The organism is Thiobacillus sp. SCUT-2, from assembly GCF_035621355.1.
Taxonomy (GTDB): Bacteria; Pseudomonadota; Gammaproteobacteria; order Burkholderiales; family Thiobacillaceae; genus Thiobacillus; species Thiobacillus sedimenti.
The window spans coordinates 2,819,911-2,839,789 of record NZ_CP141769.1 but is presented as its reverse complement, the minus strand read 5'-3'; the positions used below and the strand labels follow the sequence as shown (position 1 = coordinate 2,839,789).

At 68.8% G+C, this 19,879-nt stretch carries 22 protein-coding genes; 5 read left to right on the top strand and 17 right to left on the bottom strand.

Annotation, left to right across the window (positions count from 1 at the left end):
- Positions 1–57: 57 nt before the first annotated feature.
- The 4 genes from VA613_RS14085 (at position 58) to VA613_RS14070 (ending at position 7,704) form a co-directional block, all read left to right on the top strand.
- The gene (locus VA613_RS14085) at positions 58–1,437 is read left to right on the top strand and encodes a ribulose-bisphosphate carboxylase (RefSeq protein ID WP_324779651.1); all 1,380 of its coding nucleotides are present in this window, start codon (positions 58–60) and stop codon (positions 1,435–1,437) included.
- A gap of 124 nt (positions 1,438–1,561) precedes the next feature.
- The gene (locus tag VA613_RS14080; protein WP_324779650.1) at positions 1,562–2,365 is read left to right on the top strand and encodes a CbbQ/NirQ/NorQ/GpvN family protein; all 804 of its coding nucleotides are present in this window, start codon (positions 1,562–1,564) and stop codon (positions 2,363–2,365) included.
- Positions 2,366–2,423: 58 nt separating this feature from the next.
- A complete protein-coding gene (locus VA613_RS14075) occupies positions 2,424–4,811 on the top strand; it encodes a nitric oxide reductase activation protein NorD (protein ID WP_324779649.1) in 2,388 nt (795 codons plus the stop codon).
- 199 nt (positions 4,812–5,010) lie between these two features.
- Positions 5,011–7,704: a sensor domain-containing protein gene (locus VA613_RS14070; RefSeq protein ID WP_324779648.1), complete on the top strand. Its 2,694-nt coding sequence runs from the start codon at positions 5,011–5,013 to the stop codon at positions 7,702–7,704.
- A gap of 11 nt (positions 7,705–7,715) precedes the next feature.
- On the opposite strand, the gene VA613_RS14065 is transcribed toward VA613_RS14070, so the two are convergent.
- The 3 genes from VA613_RS14065 to VA613_RS14055 all read right to left on the bottom strand — a co-directional run bounded on the left by VA613_RS14065 (position 7,716) and on the right by VA613_RS14055 (position 9,741).
- A complete protein-coding gene (locus VA613_RS14065) occupies positions 7,716–8,156 on the bottom strand; it encodes an NUDIX domain-containing protein (RefSeq protein ID WP_324779647.1) in 441 nt (146 codons plus the stop codon).
- A gap of 42 nt (positions 8,157–8,198) precedes the next feature.
- A complete protein-coding gene (locus VA613_RS14060) occupies positions 8,199–8,528 on the bottom strand; it encodes a hypothetical protein (protein WP_324779646.1) in 330 nt (109 codons plus the stop codon).
- A 70-nt stretch (positions 8,529–8,598) separates the two neighbouring features.
- Positions 8,599–9,741, bottom strand: a complete 1,143-nt coding sequence (locus tag VA613_RS14055) for a diguanylate cyclase (protein WP_324779645.1) — start codon at positions 9,739–9,741, stop codon at positions 8,599–8,601.
- A gap of 396 nt (positions 9,742–10,137) precedes the next feature.
- On the opposite strand from VA613_RS14055, the gene VA613_RS14050 reads away from it, so the two are divergent.
- Positions 10,138–11,013: a patatin-like phospholipase family protein gene (locus VA613_RS14050; protein ID WP_324779644.1), complete on the top strand. Its 876-nt coding sequence runs from the start codon at positions 10,138–10,140 to the stop codon at positions 11,011–11,013.
- Between the two features lie 23 nt (positions 11,014–11,036).
- On the opposite strand, the gene VA613_RS14045 is transcribed toward VA613_RS14050, so the two are convergent.
- From VA613_RS14045 to VA613_RS13980, 14 genes are all read right to left on the bottom strand, one after another.
- On the bottom strand, positions 11,037–11,363 hold the full coding sequence (locus VA613_RS14045) for a hypothetical protein (protein WP_324779643.1): 327 nt from the start codon (positions 11,361–11,363) through the stop codon (positions 11,037–11,039).
- A complete protein-coding gene (locus tag VA613_RS14040; RefSeq protein ID WP_324779642.1) occupies positions 11,363–12,028 on the bottom strand; it encodes a glutathione S-transferase family protein in 666 nt (221 codons plus the stop codon). The genes VA613_RS14045 and VA613_RS14040 overlap by 1 nt, the downstream gene beginning before the upstream one ends.
- A gap of 34 nt (positions 12,029–12,062) precedes the next feature.
- The gene (locus VA613_RS14035) at positions 12,063–12,788 is read right to left on the bottom strand and encodes a type IV pili methyl-accepting chemotaxis transducer N-terminal domain-containing protein (protein WP_324779641.1); all 726 of its coding nucleotides are present in this window, start codon (positions 12,786–12,788) and stop codon (positions 12,063–12,065) included.
- A gap of 291 nt (positions 12,789–13,079) precedes the next feature.
- Entirely contained in the window at positions 13,080–13,235 is a 156-nt protein-coding gene (locus tag VA613_RS14030; RefSeq protein WP_324779640.1) for a hypothetical protein, read from the bottom strand.
- Positions 13,232–13,870 carry a ParA family partition ATPase gene (parA, locus tag VA613_RS14025; RefSeq protein ID WP_324779639.1) on the bottom strand — a complete coding sequence of 213 codons (639 nt, stop codon included), beginning with the start codon at positions 13,868–13,870 and terminating at the stop codon, positions 13,232–13,234. Before parA ends, VA613_RS14030 begins: the two co-directional genes overlap by 4 nt.
- 6 nt (positions 13,871–13,876) lie before the next feature.
- A complete protein-coding gene (locus VA613_RS14020; protein ID WP_324779638.1) occupies positions 13,877–14,146 on the bottom strand; it encodes a 4a-hydroxytetrahydrobiopterin dehydratase in 270 nt (89 codons plus the stop codon).
- A complete protein-coding gene (locus tag VA613_RS14015) occupies positions 14,139–14,588 on the bottom strand; it encodes a ferritin-like domain-containing protein (RefSeq protein ID WP_324779637.1) in 450 nt (149 codons plus the stop codon). Before VA613_RS14015 ends, VA613_RS14020 begins: the two co-directional genes overlap by 8 nt.
- A gap of 14 nt (positions 14,589–14,602) precedes the next feature.
- A complete protein-coding gene (locus VA613_RS14010) occupies positions 14,603–14,986 on the bottom strand; it encodes a BMC domain-containing protein (RefSeq protein WP_324779636.1) in 384 nt (127 codons plus the stop codon).
- A 12-nt stretch (positions 14,987–14,998) separates the two neighbouring features.
- Positions 14,999–15,286 (bottom strand): BMC domain-containing protein, encoded by a 288-nt coding sequence (locus VA613_RS14005; RefSeq protein WP_456129305.1) that lies wholly within the window; start codon positions 15,284–15,286, stop codon positions 14,999–15,001.
- A gap of 49 nt (positions 15,287–15,335) precedes the next feature.
- Positions 15,336–15,635 carry a BMC domain-containing protein gene (locus VA613_RS14000; RefSeq protein ID WP_011313158.1) on the bottom strand — a complete coding sequence of 100 codons (300 nt, stop codon included), beginning with the start codon at positions 15,633–15,635 and terminating at the stop codon, positions 15,336–15,338.
- Between the two features lie 12 nt (positions 15,636–15,647).
- Positions 15,648–15,938 carry a carboxysome peptide B gene (locus VA613_RS13995; RefSeq protein ID WP_324779634.1) on the bottom strand — a complete coding sequence of 97 codons (291 nt, stop codon included), beginning with the start codon at positions 15,936–15,938 and terminating at the stop codon, positions 15,648–15,650.
- A gap of 1 nt (position 15,939) precedes the next feature.
- Positions 15,940–16,194, bottom strand: coding sequence for a carboxysome peptide A (locus VA613_RS13990; RefSeq protein ID WP_324779633.1), 255 nt, complete (start codon positions 16,192–16,194; stop codon positions 15,940–15,942).
- A gap of 8 nt (positions 16,195–16,202) precedes the next feature.
- Complete coding sequence (locus VA613_RS13985) at positions 16,203–17,777, bottom strand: carboxysome shell carbonic anhydrase (RefSeq protein ID WP_324779632.1); 1,575 nt, start codon at positions 17,775–17,777, stop codon at positions 16,203–16,205.
- A 25-nt stretch (positions 17,778–17,802) separates the two neighbouring features.
- Positions 17,803–19,800, bottom strand: coding sequence for a CsoS2 family carboxysome shell protein (locus tag VA613_RS13980; RefSeq protein WP_324779631.1), 1,998 nt, complete (start codon positions 19,798–19,800; stop codon positions 17,803–17,805).
- Positions 19,801–19,879 lie beyond the last annotated feature (79 nt).

Below are 19,879 nucleotides of genomic sequence, written 5' to 3'. Positions count from 1 at the left end.
CTGTCGTTTCGGGGGCACGGCTCCCGGTACCACGTTCATCAATCGCAGGAGCACGCCATGGATCAATCCGCACGTTATGCCGACCTCAGCCTCAAGGAAGAGGACCTGATGAAGGGCGGCAAGCACATTCTCGTCGCCTACAAGATGAAGCCGAAGGCCGGCACCGGCTACCTGGAAGGCGCCGCCCACTTTGCCGCCGAGTCCTCGACCGGCACCAACGTCGAAGTCTCGACCACCGATGACTTCACCAAGGGCGTCGACGCGCTGGTCTACTACATCGACGAAGCGACCGAAGACATGCGGATCGCCTACCCGCTCGAACTGTTCGACCGCAACGTCACCGACGGCCGCTTCATGATGGTCTCGTTCCTGACGCTCGCCATCGGCAACAACCAGGGCATGGGCGACATCGAATACGCCAAGATGATCGACTTCTACGTGCCCGAGCGCGCGATCCAGATGTTCGACGGCCCCGCCACCGACATCTCCAACCTGTGGCGCATCCTCGGCCGCCCGGTCGAGAACGGCGGCTACATTGCCGGCACCATCATCAAGCCGAAGCTGGGCCTGCGCCCCGAGCCTTTTGCCAACGCGGCCTACCAGTTCTGGCTGGGCGGCGACTTCATCAAGAACGACGAGCCCCAGGGCAACCAGGTGTTCTGCCCGCTGAAGAAGGTGCTGCCGCTGGTCTACGACGCCATGAAGCGCGCCCAGGACGAAACCGGCCAGGCGAAGCTGTTCTCGATGAACATCACCGCCGACGACCACTACGAGATGTGCGCCCGCGCCGACTACGCGCTGGAAGTGTTCGGCCCGGACGCCGACAAGCTGGCCTTCCTGGTCGACGGCTACGTCGGCGGCCCCGGCATGGTCACCACCGCCCGTCGTCAGTATCCCGGCCAGTACCTGCACTACCACCGTGCCGGCCACGGCGCCGTCACCAGCCCCAGCTCCAAGCGCGGCTACACCGCCTTCGTGCTGGCCAAGATGAGCCGCCTGCAGGGCGCGTCCGGCATCCACGTCGGCACCATGGGCTACGGCAAGATGGAAGGCGAAGGCGACGACAAGATCATCGCCTACATGATCGAGCGCGACGAGTGCCAGGGCCCGGTCTACTTCCAGAAGTGGTACGGCATGAAGCCCACCACCCCGATCATCTCCGGCGGCATGAACGCGCTGCGCCTGCCCGGCTTCTTCGAGAACCTGGGTCACGGCAACGTCATCAACACCGCCGGCGGTGGCTCCTACGGCCACATCGACAGCCCGGCCGCTGGCGCGATCTCGCTGCGCCAGTCGTACGAGTGCTGGAAGTCCGGTGCCGACCCGATCGAGTTCGCCAAGGAGCACAAGGAATTCGCCCGCGCCTTCGAGTCCTTCCCGAAGGACGCCGACAAGCTGTTCCCCGGCTGGCGCGAGAAGCTGGGCGTGCACAAATAATCACGAGGGGATGCACCGCCCCATGCAGGTCGGGCTCGACGTGATCTCCTAGCCGCCGAGAGCCCCCCGCGCTACACGCCCCCAGCTTTCCGGGGGCGTTTTTTCTTCCGCAGGAGGAAACGCAATGATCGATACCGCACAGTACAGGGTCCAGCACGAGCCCTTCTACCAGCCGCAGAAGAATGAAGTCGCGCTGTACGAGGCCGCCTACCGCAACCGGTTGCCGGTGATGGTCAAGGGGCCGACCGGCTGCGGCAAGTCCCGCTTCGTCGAATACATGGCGTGGAAGCTCGGCAAGCCGCTGATCACCGTGGCGTGCAACGAAGACATGACCGCCAGCGACCTCGTCGGGCGCTACCTGCTGGAAGCCGACGGCACCCGCTGGCTCGACGGTCCGCTGACCACCGCCGCGCGCATCGGCGCGATCTGCTACCTGGACGAAGTCGTCGAGGCCCGCCAGGACACCACCGTGGTCATCCACCCGCTGACCGACCACCGTCGCACCCTGCCGCTCGACAAGAAGGGCGAGCTGATCGCGGCGCACCCCGACTTCCAGCTGGTGATCTCGTACAACCCAGGCTACCAGTCGCTGATGAAGGATCTCAAGCAGTCGACCAAGCAGCGCTTCGCCGCGTTCGACTTCGATTACCCGGGCGCCGCGCTCGAGACGGCCATCCTGGCGAAGGAGACCGGGCTCGACGAGGCGACCGCCGGCAAGCTCGTCAAGATCGGCGGCGTCGCCCGCGCCCTCAAGGGGCACGGCCTCGACGAGGGCATCTCGACGCGCCTGCTGGTGTACGCGGCGACCCTGATCAAGGACGGCGTCGAGCCGGGCGATGCCTGCGGCATGGCGCTGGTGCGCCCGATCACCGACGACGCCGACATCCGCGAGACGCTCGACCACGCGATCGACGCGACCTTCGCCTGACCACGCGCCCTCTCCCCCGGCCCCGCTCCCGCAGGCGGGAGAGGGGAGGAGAATGCAGATGACCGAGACCGCCTACCAGCACCCCCTGATGGCCGCCTACTGGCGGCAGCTCGACACCCGCTTCGCGGAGGTGGAGGAGGTGTTCGAGGACGTCATGACGGAAGCCTTGTCGGTGCTCACGCTCGACGGCGTCGACGCCTACCTCGAAGCCGGCCGCGTGATCGGCAAGCTCGGACGCGGCGTCGAGCCCATGCTCGCCTTCCTGGAGGAATGGCCGTCGGCCGCGCGCGCGGTGGGCGAGGCCGCGCTGCCGGCGGTGATGGCCTTCGTCATGCGCATGCAGAAGTCGCCCAACGGCCGCGCGATCGCGCCCTTCCTGCAGACGCTGGCGCCGGTCGCGAAGCGGCTGCAGGCCGCCGAGCAGCTGCAGCGCTACCTCGACGTCGCGCTCGATTTCATGGAGCGCACCACCGGCTCGATCCACGGCCACCACACCACGTTCCCAAGCCCGGGGCTGCCCGAATTCTTCGCGCAGGCGCCCAATCTCCTCGCCCAGCTCACGCTCGCGGGGCTGAAGAATTGGGTCGAGTACGGCATTCGCAACTACGCTACCCACCCCGAGCGGCAGCAGGACTACTTCAGCCTGCAGTCGGCCGACGCCCGTGCGGTGCTGCAGCGCGAGCGGCACGGCACCCTGCTCGTCGACGTCGAGCGCAAGCTCGACCTTTACCTGCGCGGGCTGTGGCGGGACCACGACCACCTGGTGCCCTATTCGACCGCGTTCGACGAGCTGAGGAAGCCGGTCCCCTACTACGACCGGCTCGGCATCCGCCTGCCCGATGTCTACGACGACCTCATCCTCCCCGCAGCCGTACCCCCCTCTCCCGCGAGCGGGAGAGGGGCCGGGGGAGAGGGTGCTAGCGTGGGCGCTCCCTCTCCCGGCCCTTCGGGCCACCTCCTCCCCCGAGCGGGAGAGGGGGCGGTCGTCATCAGCGGCCTCGACCGCTACCGCGCCGCGCTCGCCCACATGGTCGGCCACCGCCGCTGGTCCGAGGCGCAGATCGCGGACAACTGGAGTCCGTTCCAGCGCATGGCGGTCGAGTTCTTCGAGGACTGTCGCGTCGAGACGCTCCTGATGCGTGAATACCCGGGGCTCAGGCGGATTTTCCTCGCGCTGCACCCGAGGCCCGTCGAGGACGCGTGCGATCCCGGGACGACCTCGTGCCTGCGGCACCGCCTGGCGATGCTGTCGCGCGCGCTGCTCGATCCGGACCACGGCTACGCCGACGCCGATCTCAACGACTTCGTCGCCCGCTTTCACGCCCTGATGAAGGGCGGCGAGGCGAGCACCGGCGAGGTGGCGAGCCTCGCGCTGTCCTACGTCGCCCGGACGCGTCGCCCGAGCGACCAGTTCGCGAAGGTCCACTTCGACGCCACCGTCGTCGACTACCGCGACGACAACCGCCAGCTGTGGAAATTCATCGAGGCGGGCGACGAGGAGGAGGCGTTCGATCAGAAAAGAAAGATCGAGCCGGGCGAGGAGATCCGGGGCCTGCCGCCGCGCCACTACCCCGAGTGGGACTACGCGAGCCAGACCTACCGCCCCGACTGGGCGAGCGTCTACGAGGCGCTGCATCCGGCCGGCAACGCCGCCGACATCGACCGCCTGCTGGCCAAGCACGGCGCGCTCGCCAAGCGGCTGAAGAAGATGCTCGACCTGCTGAAGCCGCAGGACAAGGTGCGCGTGCGCTACCAGGAGGAGGGCAGCGAGCTCGACCTCGACGTCGCGATCCGCTCGCTGATCGACTTCAGGGGCGGCGCCACGCCCGATCCGCGCATCAACATGAGCCACAAGACCTCCGGCCGCGACATTGCGGTGATGCTGCTGCTCGACCTGTCCGAGTCGCTGAACGAGAAGGCGGCAGGCTCCGACCAGACCATCCTCGAGCTCAGCCAGGAGGCGGTGTCGCTGCTGGCCTGGTCGATCGAGCAACTGGGCGACCCCTTCGCCATCGCCGGCTTTCACTCCAACACGCGCCACGACGTGCGCTACCTGCACGTCAAGGGCTATGGCGAGCGCTGGAGCGACGACGTCAAGGCGCGGCTCGCCGCCATGCAGGCCGGCTACTCCACCCGCATCGGCGCGGCGATGCGTCACGCCGCCCACTACCTGTCCGCGCGCCCGGCCGAGAAGAAACTGATGCTGATCCTCACCGACGGCCGTCCGTCCGACGTCGACGTCCACGACGAACGCCTGTTGCTGGAGGATGCCCGCCAGGCCGTCAAGGAACTCGACCGCGAGGGCATCTTCCCGTACTGCATCAGCCTCGACCCGAGGGCCGACGAATATGTCGCCGACATCTTCGGACGTCAGTACAGCGTGATCGACCACGTCGGGCGGCTGCCCGAGCGGCTGCCGCAGCTCTTCATGGCGCTGACGAAGTAGGGTGAGCGCCGTATCGCGAAACGCAGCCGCGTCGCGGGAACCCATGGACCGATATCAAGTTTTCACCGCGCATTGCCGATAGGGAACTGCGCTCTCGCAGTACTGGCTTGCCGTCATGGGCGTGCCTGAGCTGGGTGGTGTATCCCGGGCCCGCTCGCGCCCGTTCCACCGCTTGAGGCGCCCTTGCCAGACGAACCCCATGACCGAGTCCCCTAGCCAGCAATCCGACCGCAAGCCCGCCTTCCTGACGCCGCTGGCACTGGTGCTGCTCGTTCTCGGCGTGGGCTTCTTCAGCGGCTATTGGGGGCACGAGGAGGCGGACGCCGGCGGCGAGATTCTGGCGTCCGCGACGCTGGCGATCCTGCTTGGGGGCGCGCTCTTCGCCATCTTCTACGTGCTCACCCAAAGGGCGCAGAAACGCTTCGCTCATGCGCAGGCCGAGCTCCAGCGGAGCGAGGCACGCTTCCGTGCGCTCGTCGAAAGCTCGAGCGACCTGATCTGGGAAGTCGACGCCGATGGCGTGTATACGTACGTCAGCCCGAAGATCCGCGACCTGCTCGGCTATATGCCCGAGGAGGTCATCGGCAGGACGCCATTCGACCTCATGGCGCCCGCGGAAGCCGAGCGCGTGCGCATGATGTTCAACGCGATTGCCGCCTCGCGGCAGGCGGGCTTCGGCATCGAAAACGTCAATCGCCACAAGGATGGCCGCGTGGTCGTGCTTGAGACAAACGCCGTGCCGATCTTCGGCGCCCGTGGCGACCTGCTCGGCTATCGCGGCATGGACCGCGACATCACCGCGCGCAAGGAGGTCGAGACGGCGCTGCGCCAGAGCCAGGACAACCTCGCCGAAGCGCAGCGCATCGCCGCCCTGGGCAGCTGGGATTGGGACATCGCGAAGGGCATCCTGCGCTGGTCAGACGGGATCTACCGGATCTTCGGGCTGTCGCGCGAGGATTTCGGCGCGACCTACGAGGCCTTCCTCGAGATCGTTCATCCGGACGATCGCACCCGCATTCGGCAGGCGGTCAACGAGACCCTGGAGCACGGCCGGCCATACGTGATGGAGCATCGCATCATTCGGCCCGACGGCTCCGAGCGCGTGGTGCAGGAGCGCGGCGAAGTCAGTCGGGGCCCGGATGGCAGTCCGCTTCGCATGGTGGGGACGGTGCAGGACGTCACCGAGCAAAGGGAGGCCGAACTGCGTCTGCACCAGGCAGCCAAGGTGTTCGAGAACACCAGCGAGGGCGTCATGATCACCGATGCGGAGCAGCGCATCATCGCGGTGAACCAGGCGTTCACGCGAATCACCGGTTATGCCGAGGACGAGGTCATCCGGCGGGAGCCGAAGCTCCTGCAGTCGGGCCGCCACGATGACGCCTATTATCGGCAGATGTGGGACGCGATCCAGTCCCGGGGGCGCTGGCAGGGGGAGATCTGGAACCGGCGCAAGGACGGCGTGGACTATCCGGAGTGGCTCAACATCAGCGTCGTACGCGACGATGCGGGTGCCGTCATCAATTACATCGGCGTCTTCTCGGACATCAGCTCCATCAAGGAAGCCCAGGGCAAGCTCGAATACACGGCTCACCACGACGCGCTGACCGGCCTGCCGAACCGGCTGCTGTTCCGCGACCGTCTCGAGCAGGCGCTTGCCATGGCGCGCCGCAACGGCGGCGGCGTGGCGCTGCTTTTCGTCGATCTCGACCGCTTCAAGGTCATCAACGATACGCTGGGGCACGAAGCGGGCGACCTGCTGCTGCAGGAAGTGGCGCGGCGGCTGCTTGGATGCGTGCGCGAGGAGGATACGGTCGCCCGCATGGGCGGGGACGAGTTCGTGGTAATCCAGAAGGACGTGTCCCAGCCCGAGTCCGCGGCCTTGCTCTCGGCGCGGATGCTTGCCGCGATCGGGACCCCCTTCACGCTCGCCGGCCACGAGATCGTCACCAGCCTCAGCATCGGCATCAGCCTGTACCCGCAGGACGGACGGGATGCCAGCACGCTGCTGAAGAATGCCGACGCGGCCATGTACCGTGCCAAGGAAAAGGGCCGCAACGGCTACCAGTACTATTCCGATGAAATGGCCTCGGCCGGAATCGAGCGCCTCGAGCTCGAAAGCGATCTCCGCCAGGCGCTGCAGCGCGGCGAACTGCGGGTGCACTACCAGCCCCAGGTCGAGCTGGCGAGCGGACGCCTCGTCGGCGCGGAGGCGCTGGTCCGCTGGCAGCACGGCTCGCGCGGGATGATCCCGCCTGCCGTGTTCATTCCGATGGCCGAGGACAATGGCATGATCGGCGCCATCGGCGAGTGGGTGCTCGACACCGCGTGCGCCGACGCCGCGGCGTGGCATGCGGCGGGGCTGCCGGCGCTCCGGGTCGCGGTGAACGTGTCGGGGCGGCAGATCGGCGGCGACCACGTGGCCGACCGGGTCGCCGCGGCGCTGCGGTCCTCCGGCCTTGCGCCGCAGTTGCTGGAGATCGAGGTGACCGAAAGCGTCGTCATGCAGGACGCGGCGCGCGCCATTTCGACGCTGAATGCCCTCAGGGACATGGGCGTCACGCTGGCGATCGATGATTTCGGCACCGGCTACTCGTCGCTCAGCTACCTGAAGCGCTTTCCGCTCGACAAGCTCAAGATCGACAAGTCCTTCGTGGACGGCATGGTGGACGATCCCGATGACGCCGCCATCGTCATGGCCATCATCGCCATGGCGCAGAGCCTGCGCCACACCGTGATCGCCGAGGGCGTGGAAACCGAGGCGCAGGTCGCGCGCCTGCGTGCCTACGGCTGCGACGAAATGCAGGGCTATTTCGTCAGCCCGCCGCTGCCGGCCGAGGCGTTTGCCGAGTTCCTGCGCGATGCGAGCGCGGCGCGAGGGGACGGCCTCTCCTGAGCTGCAGGGCCTCAGGCCCCGAGGCGGGCGCGCGCCCACGCGAGGATCGGCTGCAGGCGCGGCGGCAGGAGCCGCGCCGCCTCGTCCAGCCCGACCCAGCGTCCCTCGTGATGCTCCGGACGTCCCAGGGTGGGCGAGACGGGCAGGGTGATGCCGGTTTCTGATGTTTCGGCCAGGTAATAGCGCGCCACCTTGCCGCGCCCGTAGGGTGCGGTTTCGCAATAGGCGTCGCCCCAGCGGAACGCGAGATCGCGCAGCGCGGCCTCCTCCTCGGCTTCCCGGATCGCGGCGTCGAGCGGGGATTCGCCGCGCTCCAGCGCGCCCTTGGGAAAATCCCAGTCGCGGTAGGCACGCAGCAGCAGCAAGCGCCAGCCTTCCGCATCGCGACGGACGACGACGACCCCGGCTGAGAAGGCTGGCGGCCGGGAAGATGGGCGCCGTCCGGCGCTCATGAGGTCGTCACGGCAAGCCTGGCTTGCCCCATCGGGTGCGCTTCAGTCGTAGATGCAGTCGGCCAGATGCGCCCGCCATTGGGCGAGCAGCGCGGCGCGGGCGTCGCGATCGCCGCGGATTGCGGCCAGCAGTTCGGGTCCTGCATGCAGGTCCACGCGCTGCCAGCCGGTGCCGGTGGCGCATTCCACGATGACGACCCACTGTCCTTCGCGTGGCTCGACGGCATAAAGCTGGGCGGCCAGCCCCAGGTTCTCCAGCAGCGTGCCGACGGCGGCCCTCGCGTGTCCGAGGTCGGTCTCGTCGGCGGCGCCGCCCGTCCATCGCCCGGCGGCGGCCTGCTCGGGGCGCTGTGTGCGAGCGGAATGGTTCATCGCGGCCCTCCCTGGTCAGTCGGCGCAGTGCGCCTATCCTGTCCAGCATAGAGTGCCCGTGCGGGAGGCGCTACCCGGCGGCGGCTTCGCGGAAGGTGTGCTTGCCTTCGCGCTTGGCGTCGTAGAGGGCGGCGTCGGCCTGGGCCAGGAGGTCGCTCAGCGTCTCGCGGCCGGTGGCGCAGCACATCGCGATCCCGACCGATGCCCCGATGCGGGCGGTCGCGCCGCCGTCGAGCGGGATCGGCTGGCACAGGCTGTCCACCATGCGGCCGGCGACGTCGCGTGCGGCGGCGGCGCCCTCGACCTGGCCCAGCACGATGACGAACTCGTCGCCGCCGAAGCGCGCGATCACGTCCGATTCGCGCAGCAGCTGCTGCATCCGCCGTGCCGCGGCCAGCAGCACCGCGTCGCCCGCGGCATGCCCGTGGACGTCGTTGACCGCCTTGAAGTCGTCGAGGTCGACGGCGAGCACGGCCAGCTGCTTGCCCGAGCGTTTCGCGTTCGCCAGCAGGCGCCGCTCATTTTCCTCGAGGAAGCGGCGGTTCGCCAGCCCGGTCAGCGGGTCGCGCAGGCTGAGCTGGCGGATCGTCTGCTCGGCCTCGATGCCCGCGCCGATCAGGCGGACGGTTTCGCGGTACAGTCCGAACAGCGCCAGCCCCATCCACAGGCCGGCGCCGGCGACCAGCGCGGATGACAGGTTCTCGCCGCGAGTCCGCGCCGCCTCGCGCATTTCCAGCTGGTTCAGTTCCTCGCGTTCGGTGTCGATCAGGATCCGGTGGATCTGCTCGATGGCGGATTTGTCGAAGCCGCCCAGCTCGCGCCCGGGAGGCGTCGCGTCGCCCCCGGCCGCGGCCTGCTGCAACGCGCCGAATCCGGTCTCGAGCGCCGACTGCAGGGCCGGCAGCGGCGCGAGGCGGTCGGCCTGGACGCGGTCCGGTCCGACCAGGCTGATCAGCTGGCTGGCGCTGGGGCACGACGCCTCGCGGCAGATCAGATCCGGATCGAGCACGGCGGGATTCTGGGATTCGGAGAACTGGCGGACGGCGTTGTCCAGGTTGAGGAGGTAGGTGCGCAGGGCATTGATGTAGGCGATCACCTGCCGCGTGTGCTCCACCGAGCGCACGGCAGACTGCGAGCGCTGGTGCTGGTAGGCGAGCAGCATGAAGAGGACCGTGATGATCAGCGCGAAGATCAGGAGCCCCTGGCGGAGCACGCGCCGGAAGCCGCCGAAGACGGAGCCCGCGCCGCCGGACCGTCCGGGCGCTGAGGCGGGATCGATGGCGCGGACGGAGGGAGCAGGGGGCTTCTGGGTATTTGGTTCGGGTCGCATGAATCGGGGTTTGACGGGTCCGGGTTGATCAGGATGCGGGGTGCGGCAGGGCCGCTTCTTCCCTGCCGGAGGCCGCCTCGCGGCAGTCGGGCTGCGGGCGGTTCCGGCGGTTCGACGCCGGCGGGCGCCGTTCGTTCACGCCGTGTGCAGGCGCCGGTGCCGGGCAGTGGCCGCGCGGCCCGATTCGCTGGCAGAATGCCGGCGCGCGCCGGGCAAATGCCCAGCCTGCCGCTTCCAGTACCTGCACGCAAGCCCGTATTCACTCCGAGACCGATGCCCATGCGCCGCCTGACCCTTTTCCTCGTCGCCATGCTGCTCGCCGCCTGCACGGCGGTGCCGCCGGCCCCGCCGCAGGCGCCCCGCCCGGCGCCGCCCAAGCCGATCAAGCTCGCGCTGGTGCTGGGCGGAGGCGCGGCCCGGGGGTTCGCCCACATCGGCGTCATCAAGGCGCTCGAAGCCCAGGGCATCGTACCCGACATCGTCGTCGGCACCAGCGCCGGCTCGGTGGTCGCGGCGCTCTACGCGTCGGGCATGAGCGGCTTCCAGCTGCAGAGCCTGGCGCTGCAGATGGAAACCGGCATGCTCGAGGACTGGACCCTGCCCAATCGCGGCGTGCTGAAGGGCGAGGCACTGCAGGACTTCGTCAACCGGCAGGTGAGAAACCTGCCCATCGAGAGGATGCCGCGGCCCCTGGGCGTGGTCGCCACCGACCTGCAGAGCGGCGAGAAGGTGCTGTTCCGCCGCGGCAACACCGGCATGGCCGTGCGCGCCTCGAGCGCGGTGCCGGGCGTCTTCCAGCCGGTCGAGGTCAATGGCCGTGATTACGTCGACGGCGGCCTCACCTCGCCGGTGCCGGCCGCGTCGGCGCGGGCGATGGGCGCGGATTTCGTGATCGCCGTGGACATTTCCAACGTGGCGCGCCGCGAGAAGCTGAGCGGCACGCTCGACGTGCTGCTGCAGACCTTCGCCATCATGGGGCACGCCATCAGCCGCCACGAGCTGGCCGACGCGGACATCGTGATCCGGCCGCAGACGGCCGCCGTCAGCAGCACCGATTTCGAGGGGCGGCATCTCGCGATCCTCGAAGGCGAGAAAGCCGCCGCCGCCGTCATGCCCGAGCTGAAGGCGCGCCTCGCCAAGGCGCGGGCGTACTGAAGCCGGGAGCGGGCCGCCGCACCTCAGGCCTGCCAGACCCCGCAGCCCGCCTCGCGAAAATCGATCGCAAGCTCGACCTCGAGGGCGCACGCGTCGTCGTAGCCCATCGCGCCATACAGCGCGGAATGCTCGGGCAGCAGGCGCAGGCCGTAGTCCTGCACGAAGCGGTTCGACTGGATGCCGGCCTTGTGCTTGTCGAATCGCACATCGGGATCGATCCCGGTCATGCCGACATAGAGGCAGGGCTTGCCCGCGACGTAGCCGGGATTGGCCTTGCGGAAGCGGCGCTCGGCGAGCACGGCCTGCGACAACTCCACGACGTAGACGCGGTAGTGGTCGCGGCGCGCCATCAGAGCGAAGCGTCGCGCTCGAACCGCTCGATGCGCTCGGTTTCCGCGACCGCATCCGCGACCCATTCCTGCACCGCGGGCAGCGCCAGCACGGCGTCGGCATAGGCGCGCGCGGCGCCCGCGAGTTCCACGCCGTAGGTCCGGAAGCGCAGCACGACCGGGGCATACATCGCGTCGGCGATGCCGAAGCGACCGAACAGGAAGTCGCCGCCCGCGCCGAAGCGGGCGCGGCAATCGGTCCAGATCGTGACGATGCGCGCGATGTCGGCGAGGCTCTCGGCCGTGCGTCCCGCCCCCGGATAGCGGGCGCGGACGTTCATCGACAGGTGCTCGCGCAGCGCCGCGAAGCCGGCGTGCATTTCCGCGCTGATCGAGCGCGCCACCGCGCGTGCGGTGGCATCGGCCGGCCACAACTGCTTCTCGGGAAAGCGTTCGGCGAGGTATTCGCAGATTGCCAGCGAGTCCCACACCTTGATCTCGCCGTCGTGCAGCGCCGGGACCTTGCCTGAAGGCGACCACGCCGTGAGCTGGGCCGCCGACTCGGGCCAGTAGAGGGGAATCCGTACCTCCTTGAAGTCGATGTCCGCCTGGCGCAGCACCAGCCAGGGCCGCATCGACCAGGACGAATAGTTCTTGTTGCCGATGACGAGGGTGAGCGAGGTCATTGTGGATCGGTCCTTGCGTGGGAGGCGGGTGACGCTAACGCGATGCCCCCTGGGGGCGGGCGGCGAGCTGCGCGACGAGTTCCCCCGTGGCCCACAGCACGCGTTCGCTCAACGCAGCCACTCTGGGGGCTTCCCTGCGCATCTTCACAAGATCCCGGCTCCCGAACAGGGCCTGCTGATACGGCTCCCATTCGCGCCGGACCAGTGCCACCGCGGCCCGGGTCTGCGCCGAGGCGAGCGGCGAGCGCTCGAGCTGGATCAGGACTGCGGTGAAATGCGCGCGGGCGAGATGCAGCTCCATGTCGGCCGGCGCATCGTAGAGGCCCCAGGTGCGATAGAGATAGAACTTGGCCATGCGCTCCGAGAGCATGCGCTGGCGCCCCGCCACGCCGACCAGGTGATCGATGGCCTCGCTGTTGACGTCCACGTAGGCCAGCACGGTGCTGTGCGCGGCCTGCTGCAGCGCCTCGTTGGCGTCGTAGAGTTCGGCGGCGCCGGCCTGGCTGGGAGCGGCGGTCAGCAGCGGCTTGCATCTCGCCCACGCGCCTTCCATAAGAAAGAGCGCATTTCGCACCTTCTGCGTCGGCTGGAAGGTTTTCAGGGTCGCGAGCTGGGATTCGAACTGGGTGATCGATCCCTGCAGGATGGCCCGCGCGTCATCGGGCGCGATGCCCTGCCCCAGCATGAGGTAGGACTTCACCATGCGCTGCGAGAGCATGCGCTGGTGGCCGGCCGCTTTCACGGCGGACGCGACGTCCATCCCGGTCGTCGCGGGTGGGGACGCTTCCGCCCGCACGGGCAACGGCGAGACGGCCAACGTGAGGCCTGCCAGGAGCCATGCGCAAAAGCGGAGTCTGTCCACCCGAATCCCCTGCAGGCAGTTCGATGAAAAATGACCGGAAAGTCTTCATCTACAAGCTACATCATTTGAGCGATCCGGCCAAGCCGGTGCCGGCAGGAAAATGGGCGCGCGGCGGAAGCGAATCATCGCCCGCCCGCCGCGCCGGGGATGGCGGGCGGGCCGACCGGGGCGGCGGGCGGCGGCAGCCGCTCAGTCAGGCCACACGCGGTCCGGATGCGTCGGTGCCGGCGCGGGCTTGGGAGCGGGTGCCGCGGCCTTGGGCGGCGCGGTTCTCGTGACGACGCTTTCCTGCTGCGCCTTCACCTTGCGCACGCCGGCGGCGAGCTTGCTGGATGTCTTGTTCATGATTGCAGTAACTCCTCGATCAGGGCTTCAACTTCGCGGGCGGCCGCCTTGCCGCGGTGGCCGAGCCCGTACACGCTGGTGCCTTCCACGGCGGCGCTGCGGTAGGCGGCGCGCCGCGCGAGGCCGGCGCGCAGGGTGGGAAATTCCAGCTCGGCCAGCGCTTCGTGCATGGAACGCGAGAGCGCGTTGCGGCTGTCCAGCTGGTTCAGGACGACGAAGGCCTTGAGCCGCGGATTGTGCCGGCGCGAGTCGCGCACCGCCGCGGTGATGTCCACGCTCGCCCAGAGATCCACGGGCGAGGGCTGGATCGGCACCAGCAGCACGTCCACGCTGTTCAGCACGTCGCCCACGGTTGCGGTCTGCAGCGTCGGCGGGCAGTCGACCACGACGTAGCGGTGTCCGCGCGTGCCCTGCGCAATGCGGGCGGGCACGTCGTCCTGCGCCACGGCCTGGACGGCGGGCAGGTGCCCGTTGTCGTCGCCCAGGGCCGCCCACTGGCTGATCGACGCCTGCGGGTCGGCATCGAGCACCAGCGTGCTGCCGCGCCGCTGCAGGCCCGCCGCCAGATTGAGCGCCAGCGTCGTCTTGCCGGTGCCGCCTTTCTGGTTCGCGACCGCGATGCGCAGGCCAGGCATGGGCGATCAGGTCGCCGGCGCGACCAGGCCGTCGATCTTCTGGGCCAGCGCGACGCAGTCGGGGCCGACTTTCTTGCCGTCGGCGTCGATCGTCACGCTGACGTAGGTCTTGCCGAAACTCAGGTTCGGGTGAAGCCTGGCTTCCTCCGCGAGCTGGGCCACGCCGTCCAGGAAGCGCCGCGTCTCGGCATAGGATTCGAATTCGAAGCGCCGGGTCAGCATCGGCGGCAGGTCCTGCCGTTGCCAGTGCGGAATGGGGTTGTTGTCGTCAGGCATAACGCTGTTCCTTTTCGGGCAAGTCAGCCTCCATCTTGCCGAGCTCGTCGAGATGCATCAACTCGTCGCGCAGAATGCCTGCAAACAGGCCGTGGTGCGCGAAGTCGCGCACGCGCGCACAGTAGGCGGCGGCTTCCTCGTACAGCCGGATCGCCTCGACTTCCAGCACGCGATCGATCGCGATCATCTCGCCCAGGTTGCGGCCGAGCCTTACCGGCGGCAACTGAGTCGCGTTCGGCGCGGAACCGAGCCGGAGCAGGGCATCCATCAGGCTTTGCACGTGGCCGAGCTCCTCGGTGACGTCCTGCCGGAAATGCGCGCAGTAGTCCGCCAGTTCCCAGTGGTCGCAGAGCCTGGACTGGGCCATGTATTGCTGGACGGCCGCCATTTCATGGCCCAGTGCCCGGTTCAGATATCCCAACAGCCGTGGATCGATTGCCATGCGGCCTCCCTTCGCTAGGCAGCCATGCCGGTCACGTCGCCGTCACGCCCCGCCCCGCCTGCGCTGGGCTGCGTCGGCAGGATGTGTTCGACCTCGTTGTGCACGCGGGCGATGATGTGGGCGGCGGTCAGCCCGTCGCCCACACGCTCGCAGGCATCCGCGCCGGCACGCACCGCCGCGTTGACCGCGCCGGTTTCCCCGCGCACGAGGACGGTGACGTAGCCGCCGCCGACGAACTGGCGGCCGATCAGCCGCACTTCCGCCGCCTTGGTCATCGCGTCCGCCGCCTCGATGGCGGGAACCAGTCCGCGCGTTTCGATCATGCCCAGCGCGATGCCGGTGCCCGTGCCGGGCATGATCTGCCTTTTTTCCTCGACCCTATCCACCATCATGTCCATGGTGGTCTCCGGTCAGGCTGCGGCAGCGGTCGGCAGGATGTTTTCGACTTCGCTGTGGACGCGGGCGATGATGTGGGCGGCGACCAGGCCGTCACCCACGCGCTCGCACGCATCCGCACCGGCGCGCACCGCCGCGTTGACCGCACCGGTCTCGCCGCGAACCAGAACCGTCACGTAGCCGCCGCCGACGAATTGGCGGCCGATCAGGCGCACTTCCGCCGCCTTGGTCATCGCGTCCGCCGCCTCGATGGCGGGAACCAGTCCGCGGGTTTCGATCATGCCGAGGGCAATGCCAGTCATTCCAGTAGCCATTTTTCCTATCTCCTAAAAAAAGTTGCGTTCAGTCCGCTCAGGCCGCAGCGGCGGTCGGCAGGATGTTTTCGACTTCGTTGTGCACGCGGGCGATGATGTGTGCGGCGACCAGGCCGTCACCCACGCGCTCGCAGGCGTCGGCGCCGGCACGCACCGCGGCGTTCACCGCGCCGGTTTCGCCGCGCACCAGCACGGTCACGTAGCCACCGCCGACGAACTGGCGGCCGATCAGGCGCACCTCGGCGGCCTTGGTCATGGCGTCGGCGGCTTCGATCGCCGGCACCAGACCACGCGTTTCAATCATTCCAAGGGCGATGCCCGTCATTGCGTTTGCCATGATGTTTCTCCTTTACACGGTTAATGAAACTGCCTTGCTTTCTTCGCGACGCTCTACCGTCACATCCCACTGATCGATGATCCCGAGGATCGTCAAATCGGTAAGAATCCTGTAATCGCCGGCGCCGTAGCGGGCGGCCGAGCCGCCGGCGGTGAATACCCATTTCCCTTCCGGCACGCCCACCGGATCCACCGCCACCGCGAGTGCACCTTTCGCGTCGGCCAGCACGCGCAGCGACGCGTGGAACAGGCCGGGAATGCGCCGCGTGCACACCAGATCCGACACCACGCGCATGATTTCCATCTCAGTGCTCCTGCTGCCAGTGATCGATGATGCCGATGATGGTCAGGTCGCTCGGGAAATCCTTCGCGCCTGCCGCCTCACGCGCCGCCGAACTGCCGACGCAGATCACCCAGTCGCCCGGGATGCAGCCCACGGCGTCGACGGCCACGCTGCGCGCACCCCCGGCCTTCTCCCGCACCACCAGCAGCGGGCGGTGGCCCATTTCGCGTACCCGGTTGGTCGAGACCAATGTCTTTTCCACTTGCATGATCTTCATGAATCACCTCAATGCCCATGCGAGTTGGTATCGATGTCCGAAACTTCTTCCTGCGCGCTCCCAGGGGCCTTGCCCTGCACCGTCATGCCGCAGAACAGCAGGCCTTCCTTGCAAAGGGCGGGGTAGCGCGTCTCGATCGCCGCCTTGATCCGGCGGCAGCGCGCTACCGCGCGCTCGCGCGAACCCGGCACCTGCTCGTCGTAGCGAAAATGGATCGCGATCGGAACCGGCAGGCCGTGCGTCACGTTCAGCTTGCTGAATATCTTGATGCCGACGTCCACGTCCGCCGCGCCTTCCTCGATCGTGTGCAGGTGGCCGAAATAGGCGAGGTTGCGCAGATGCAGCACGTCGAAGCTGTCGCCGAGGTTGATGAAGCGCTCGGCGTGGCCGACGTCGGCGTAGCGCCCGCCGTGGTTGGCGCAGACGTAGTCGATCTGCGACAGGTTGTTCGTGAGCAGGCGCTCGATCAGGCTGCGCATGCCGGTTTCCGGTGCGCTGCGGCCGGTCTCGCGCACCGCTTCGTCGATCGCGGCGCCGAGGCGCCAGCGCGCTTCCGAGGCGGCCATGCCGGCGGTCTGGCGATACACGGCCAGGTTGTCGACGAAGCATGCCGTGTCCATTTCGCCGTTGGCGTCGGGCACGTGGATCTTGATCGCGTCGTTGTCGGTGTCCACGCCGATCAGCAGCGTCGCGACCGAGGCGCCGCAGCAGAAGCCGTTCTCGATCGCCGTGCGGAAGGCAGCCAGGCGGTCGAGCGCAGCCTGCGCGGCCTGGCGATCGTCGCTGCCGTGGGCCGCGCAGCCCTCGTGATGCGGGTCCGAGCTGCTGAAGTGGTACACCGCGACCTTAAGGTAGCGCGTGCCGGCGTCCGACAGCGTCGGCACGCCTTCGCGGAAGCGGCGCAGCTCGGTCTCGGTCCAGTGCTTCACGTTCAGTTCCACGTCGAACATCGCGCCGGCGTAGGACTTGCGGCGCACCGCCTGGAGCGGCAGGCGCAGCACGAACTGCAGCAGGCCCTTGAGGCGGCCGTCGGCGCAGGGGCTGATGTCGACCTCGTGGAAGCCGCATTCGACGAAGAAGCGCTGCATGGCGTCCGCTTCGGCGTGGCCGTTCCAGCGCGCGCTGTATTCCCGGGCAAGCGTGTGGTAGGTCTGCAGCACGCTGTGGCCGTATAGCTTGCGCATGTCGAGCGTGGTCACCCAGGCGTCGGCGAGCACCGTCTCCGGCAGCTCGAAACCGAGGCGTTCGCGTGCGATCTGCTGTGCGCGCTGCTCGAAGCCGGCCTCATGCTGCTGCGCGGCGATCTCCTTGAGCGCCGGCACGATGGCGTCGAAGCGGGCACGCACGGTGCGCTCGTAGTCGGCCAGCTCGGCATTGCGTGCGACGTCGATCAGCGGGTGGGCTTGCGGCGCGCACGCGCTGCTCACGCACTCGCCGCCGCGCTCCTGCATGCCGGGCGGGCAGAAGCTGACGCGCTGCGGCCAGCTCGGCAGCGTGCTCGCGGCAGGCGCGGCGCGCATCGCCATGCCCGCCGGGGCGGGTTGGCGCGCGCGCATCGCTTCGAGACGTTGACGGGTGTTCATGCTCGATCGTCCTCGCTACGCGCGCTCAGCCCCGGGCGCCGCCGGACACGGTGATCGCCGCGCCGCTGCTGGCATTGCCGCTGCTGCCGGTGATGCGGCTGGCGGCTGCTGCCGGGCGCTCGATCTCGCGGTTGTCGCGGGCGGTGGCGCCGTTGCCGCGCGGATCACCACGCAGGGTTGGATTGCGGCGCTGTGCCGAACGTCCCTCGGTGCCGGTGACGCGGTCGCCGCGATCCCAGGCGTCGCCCGTGATGCGGCGCTCGCGGCCTTCGCCGGTGATGCGCTCGGGCGCGGCTTCAGCCGCCGGCTGGGGTGCAGCGGGAACGGCCACGGAGCCGGTATCGTCGCGGTAGCGGAATTCCGGCGTGCCGGATACCAGGCCGGTGGCGCGTGCCAGCGGACCGGTGATGCGGCCGCCGACGCCGTAGGCGCTGCCGGTGACGCGACGGGTTTCGCTCGACTGCGCGGCGCGGGCCGGCGACACCACGGAGAAGTCGCCGGTGCGGTTGGTGCCCTGGCCGGCGTCCATCGCGCTGCCGGTGATCGCGGCCGGAGGCTGCGAGCCCTCGGGACCGCGGCTGCGGTAGGCCGCGGCCATCGGCGGACGGCCGCACGCGGCGGCGATCTGGCTCTCGCCCACATACGGAGTCCCGCTCACCGGCTGGCATTCGCCGCGCTCGTTGCCGGTCATCTTGTCGTCGGGGCCTGGCTGGGTGCCGGTGAGATCGGCGTTGCGGCCGAGGCGGGCGCGGTTGATCGCTTCCGCCGCGGTACGCGCCGCGCAGAACTCGGCGTACTGGTCGGCGCCGATGTAGGAGGTGCCGGTCACCGGCTTGCATGCGCCGTGCTCGTCGCCCGTCACGTGCGCCGAACGGCCGACCTGGGTGCCGGACACGTCCTGACCCTTGAGGGTACGCGACACGCCCACCTTGGCCGGTGACTGGTAGGGCTCGGCGCGGCAGAAGGACTTGAATTCCTCGGTATTGACGTAGTCGGAACCCGTCACGCGTGCGCAGGCGCCCGGCTCATCGCCGGAAAGTTTCGACGAGCGACCCGGTAGGGTGCCGCTCACCGTTGCGCCAGCGCTCGTGCGACGGGTTTCCACCTTTTTTGGGCCGTTGCCCTCCGTAGCGGGGCGCAGCGAAGCGTCGGTGTAGGCGCTGCCGGTGATGCTGCGGCCGGCGCCGGCTTCCCCACCGGTCACCTTGGTGGTGCGGGCGAGATCGCTGCCGGACACGGCATTGCGGCCGGCTGTCATGCCCGTCACCGCCTTTTCCGGGCGCGGCTCGGGGGCCGTGCCGCAGAATTCGCCGGACTGCTCGGCGGCGAGGTATTCGGTGCCCGTCACGCGCTTGCAGGTGCCGGTTTCGTCGCCGGTCACCTTGGTGCTGCGGCCCACTTCGGTGCCGGTCACGCGGCGACCGCGGCTGGTGCTGGTCGTGGCGACCTTGGCAGGCGACGGCTCGGGCAGCGTGCCGCAGAATTCGCCGAACTGCTCGGCGCCGACGTATTCGGTGCCGGTGACGGTGCGGCAGGTGCCTGCCTCGTTGCCGGTCACGCGCGTGGTGCGCTCGACCTGGTTGCCCGTCACGGTGCTGCCGGCGAGCGTCGTGCCGATTTCCACCTTGGGCGGTTCGGGGCGGACGCGGCCGCAGGGACGGCAGGGGGCGGCATCGCCGCGCCCTTTGAGGGACTGTTCCATGCGGCGCCGGCGCGCCGCGGGAATCGGGGCAGGCGTCAGGTCGGGCGCGGGGCGTGCCGCTTCGACGCGTGCGGAATAGGTCTCGCCGTGCTGGCAGCTGCAGCTTGGCTTGTCGGCCGGCGCCGCAGGCGTTGCGGTGGCGGTGGGAGCGGGTGCGCTGGCGCGCGTCGCCATGCGGGCTTCGGTTGCGCTCTTGGGCGCAGCGGTCTTGCCGGCCTTGAGTGCGCTCTTCCCGTGGAGGGAGAGCGCCTGGCGGCGGGCGATGGCCGCTTCCCGGCCGCTGAGGCGTTCGGCCGTGGCGGTTGCTGTCGCTTCACTCATAATCTGGTTTCCTTATGCTTCAGCGGTTGATCATTAGGTGCTGGCTTCGGGCGGCCATGCATCTTGCCCTTGTTGCGAA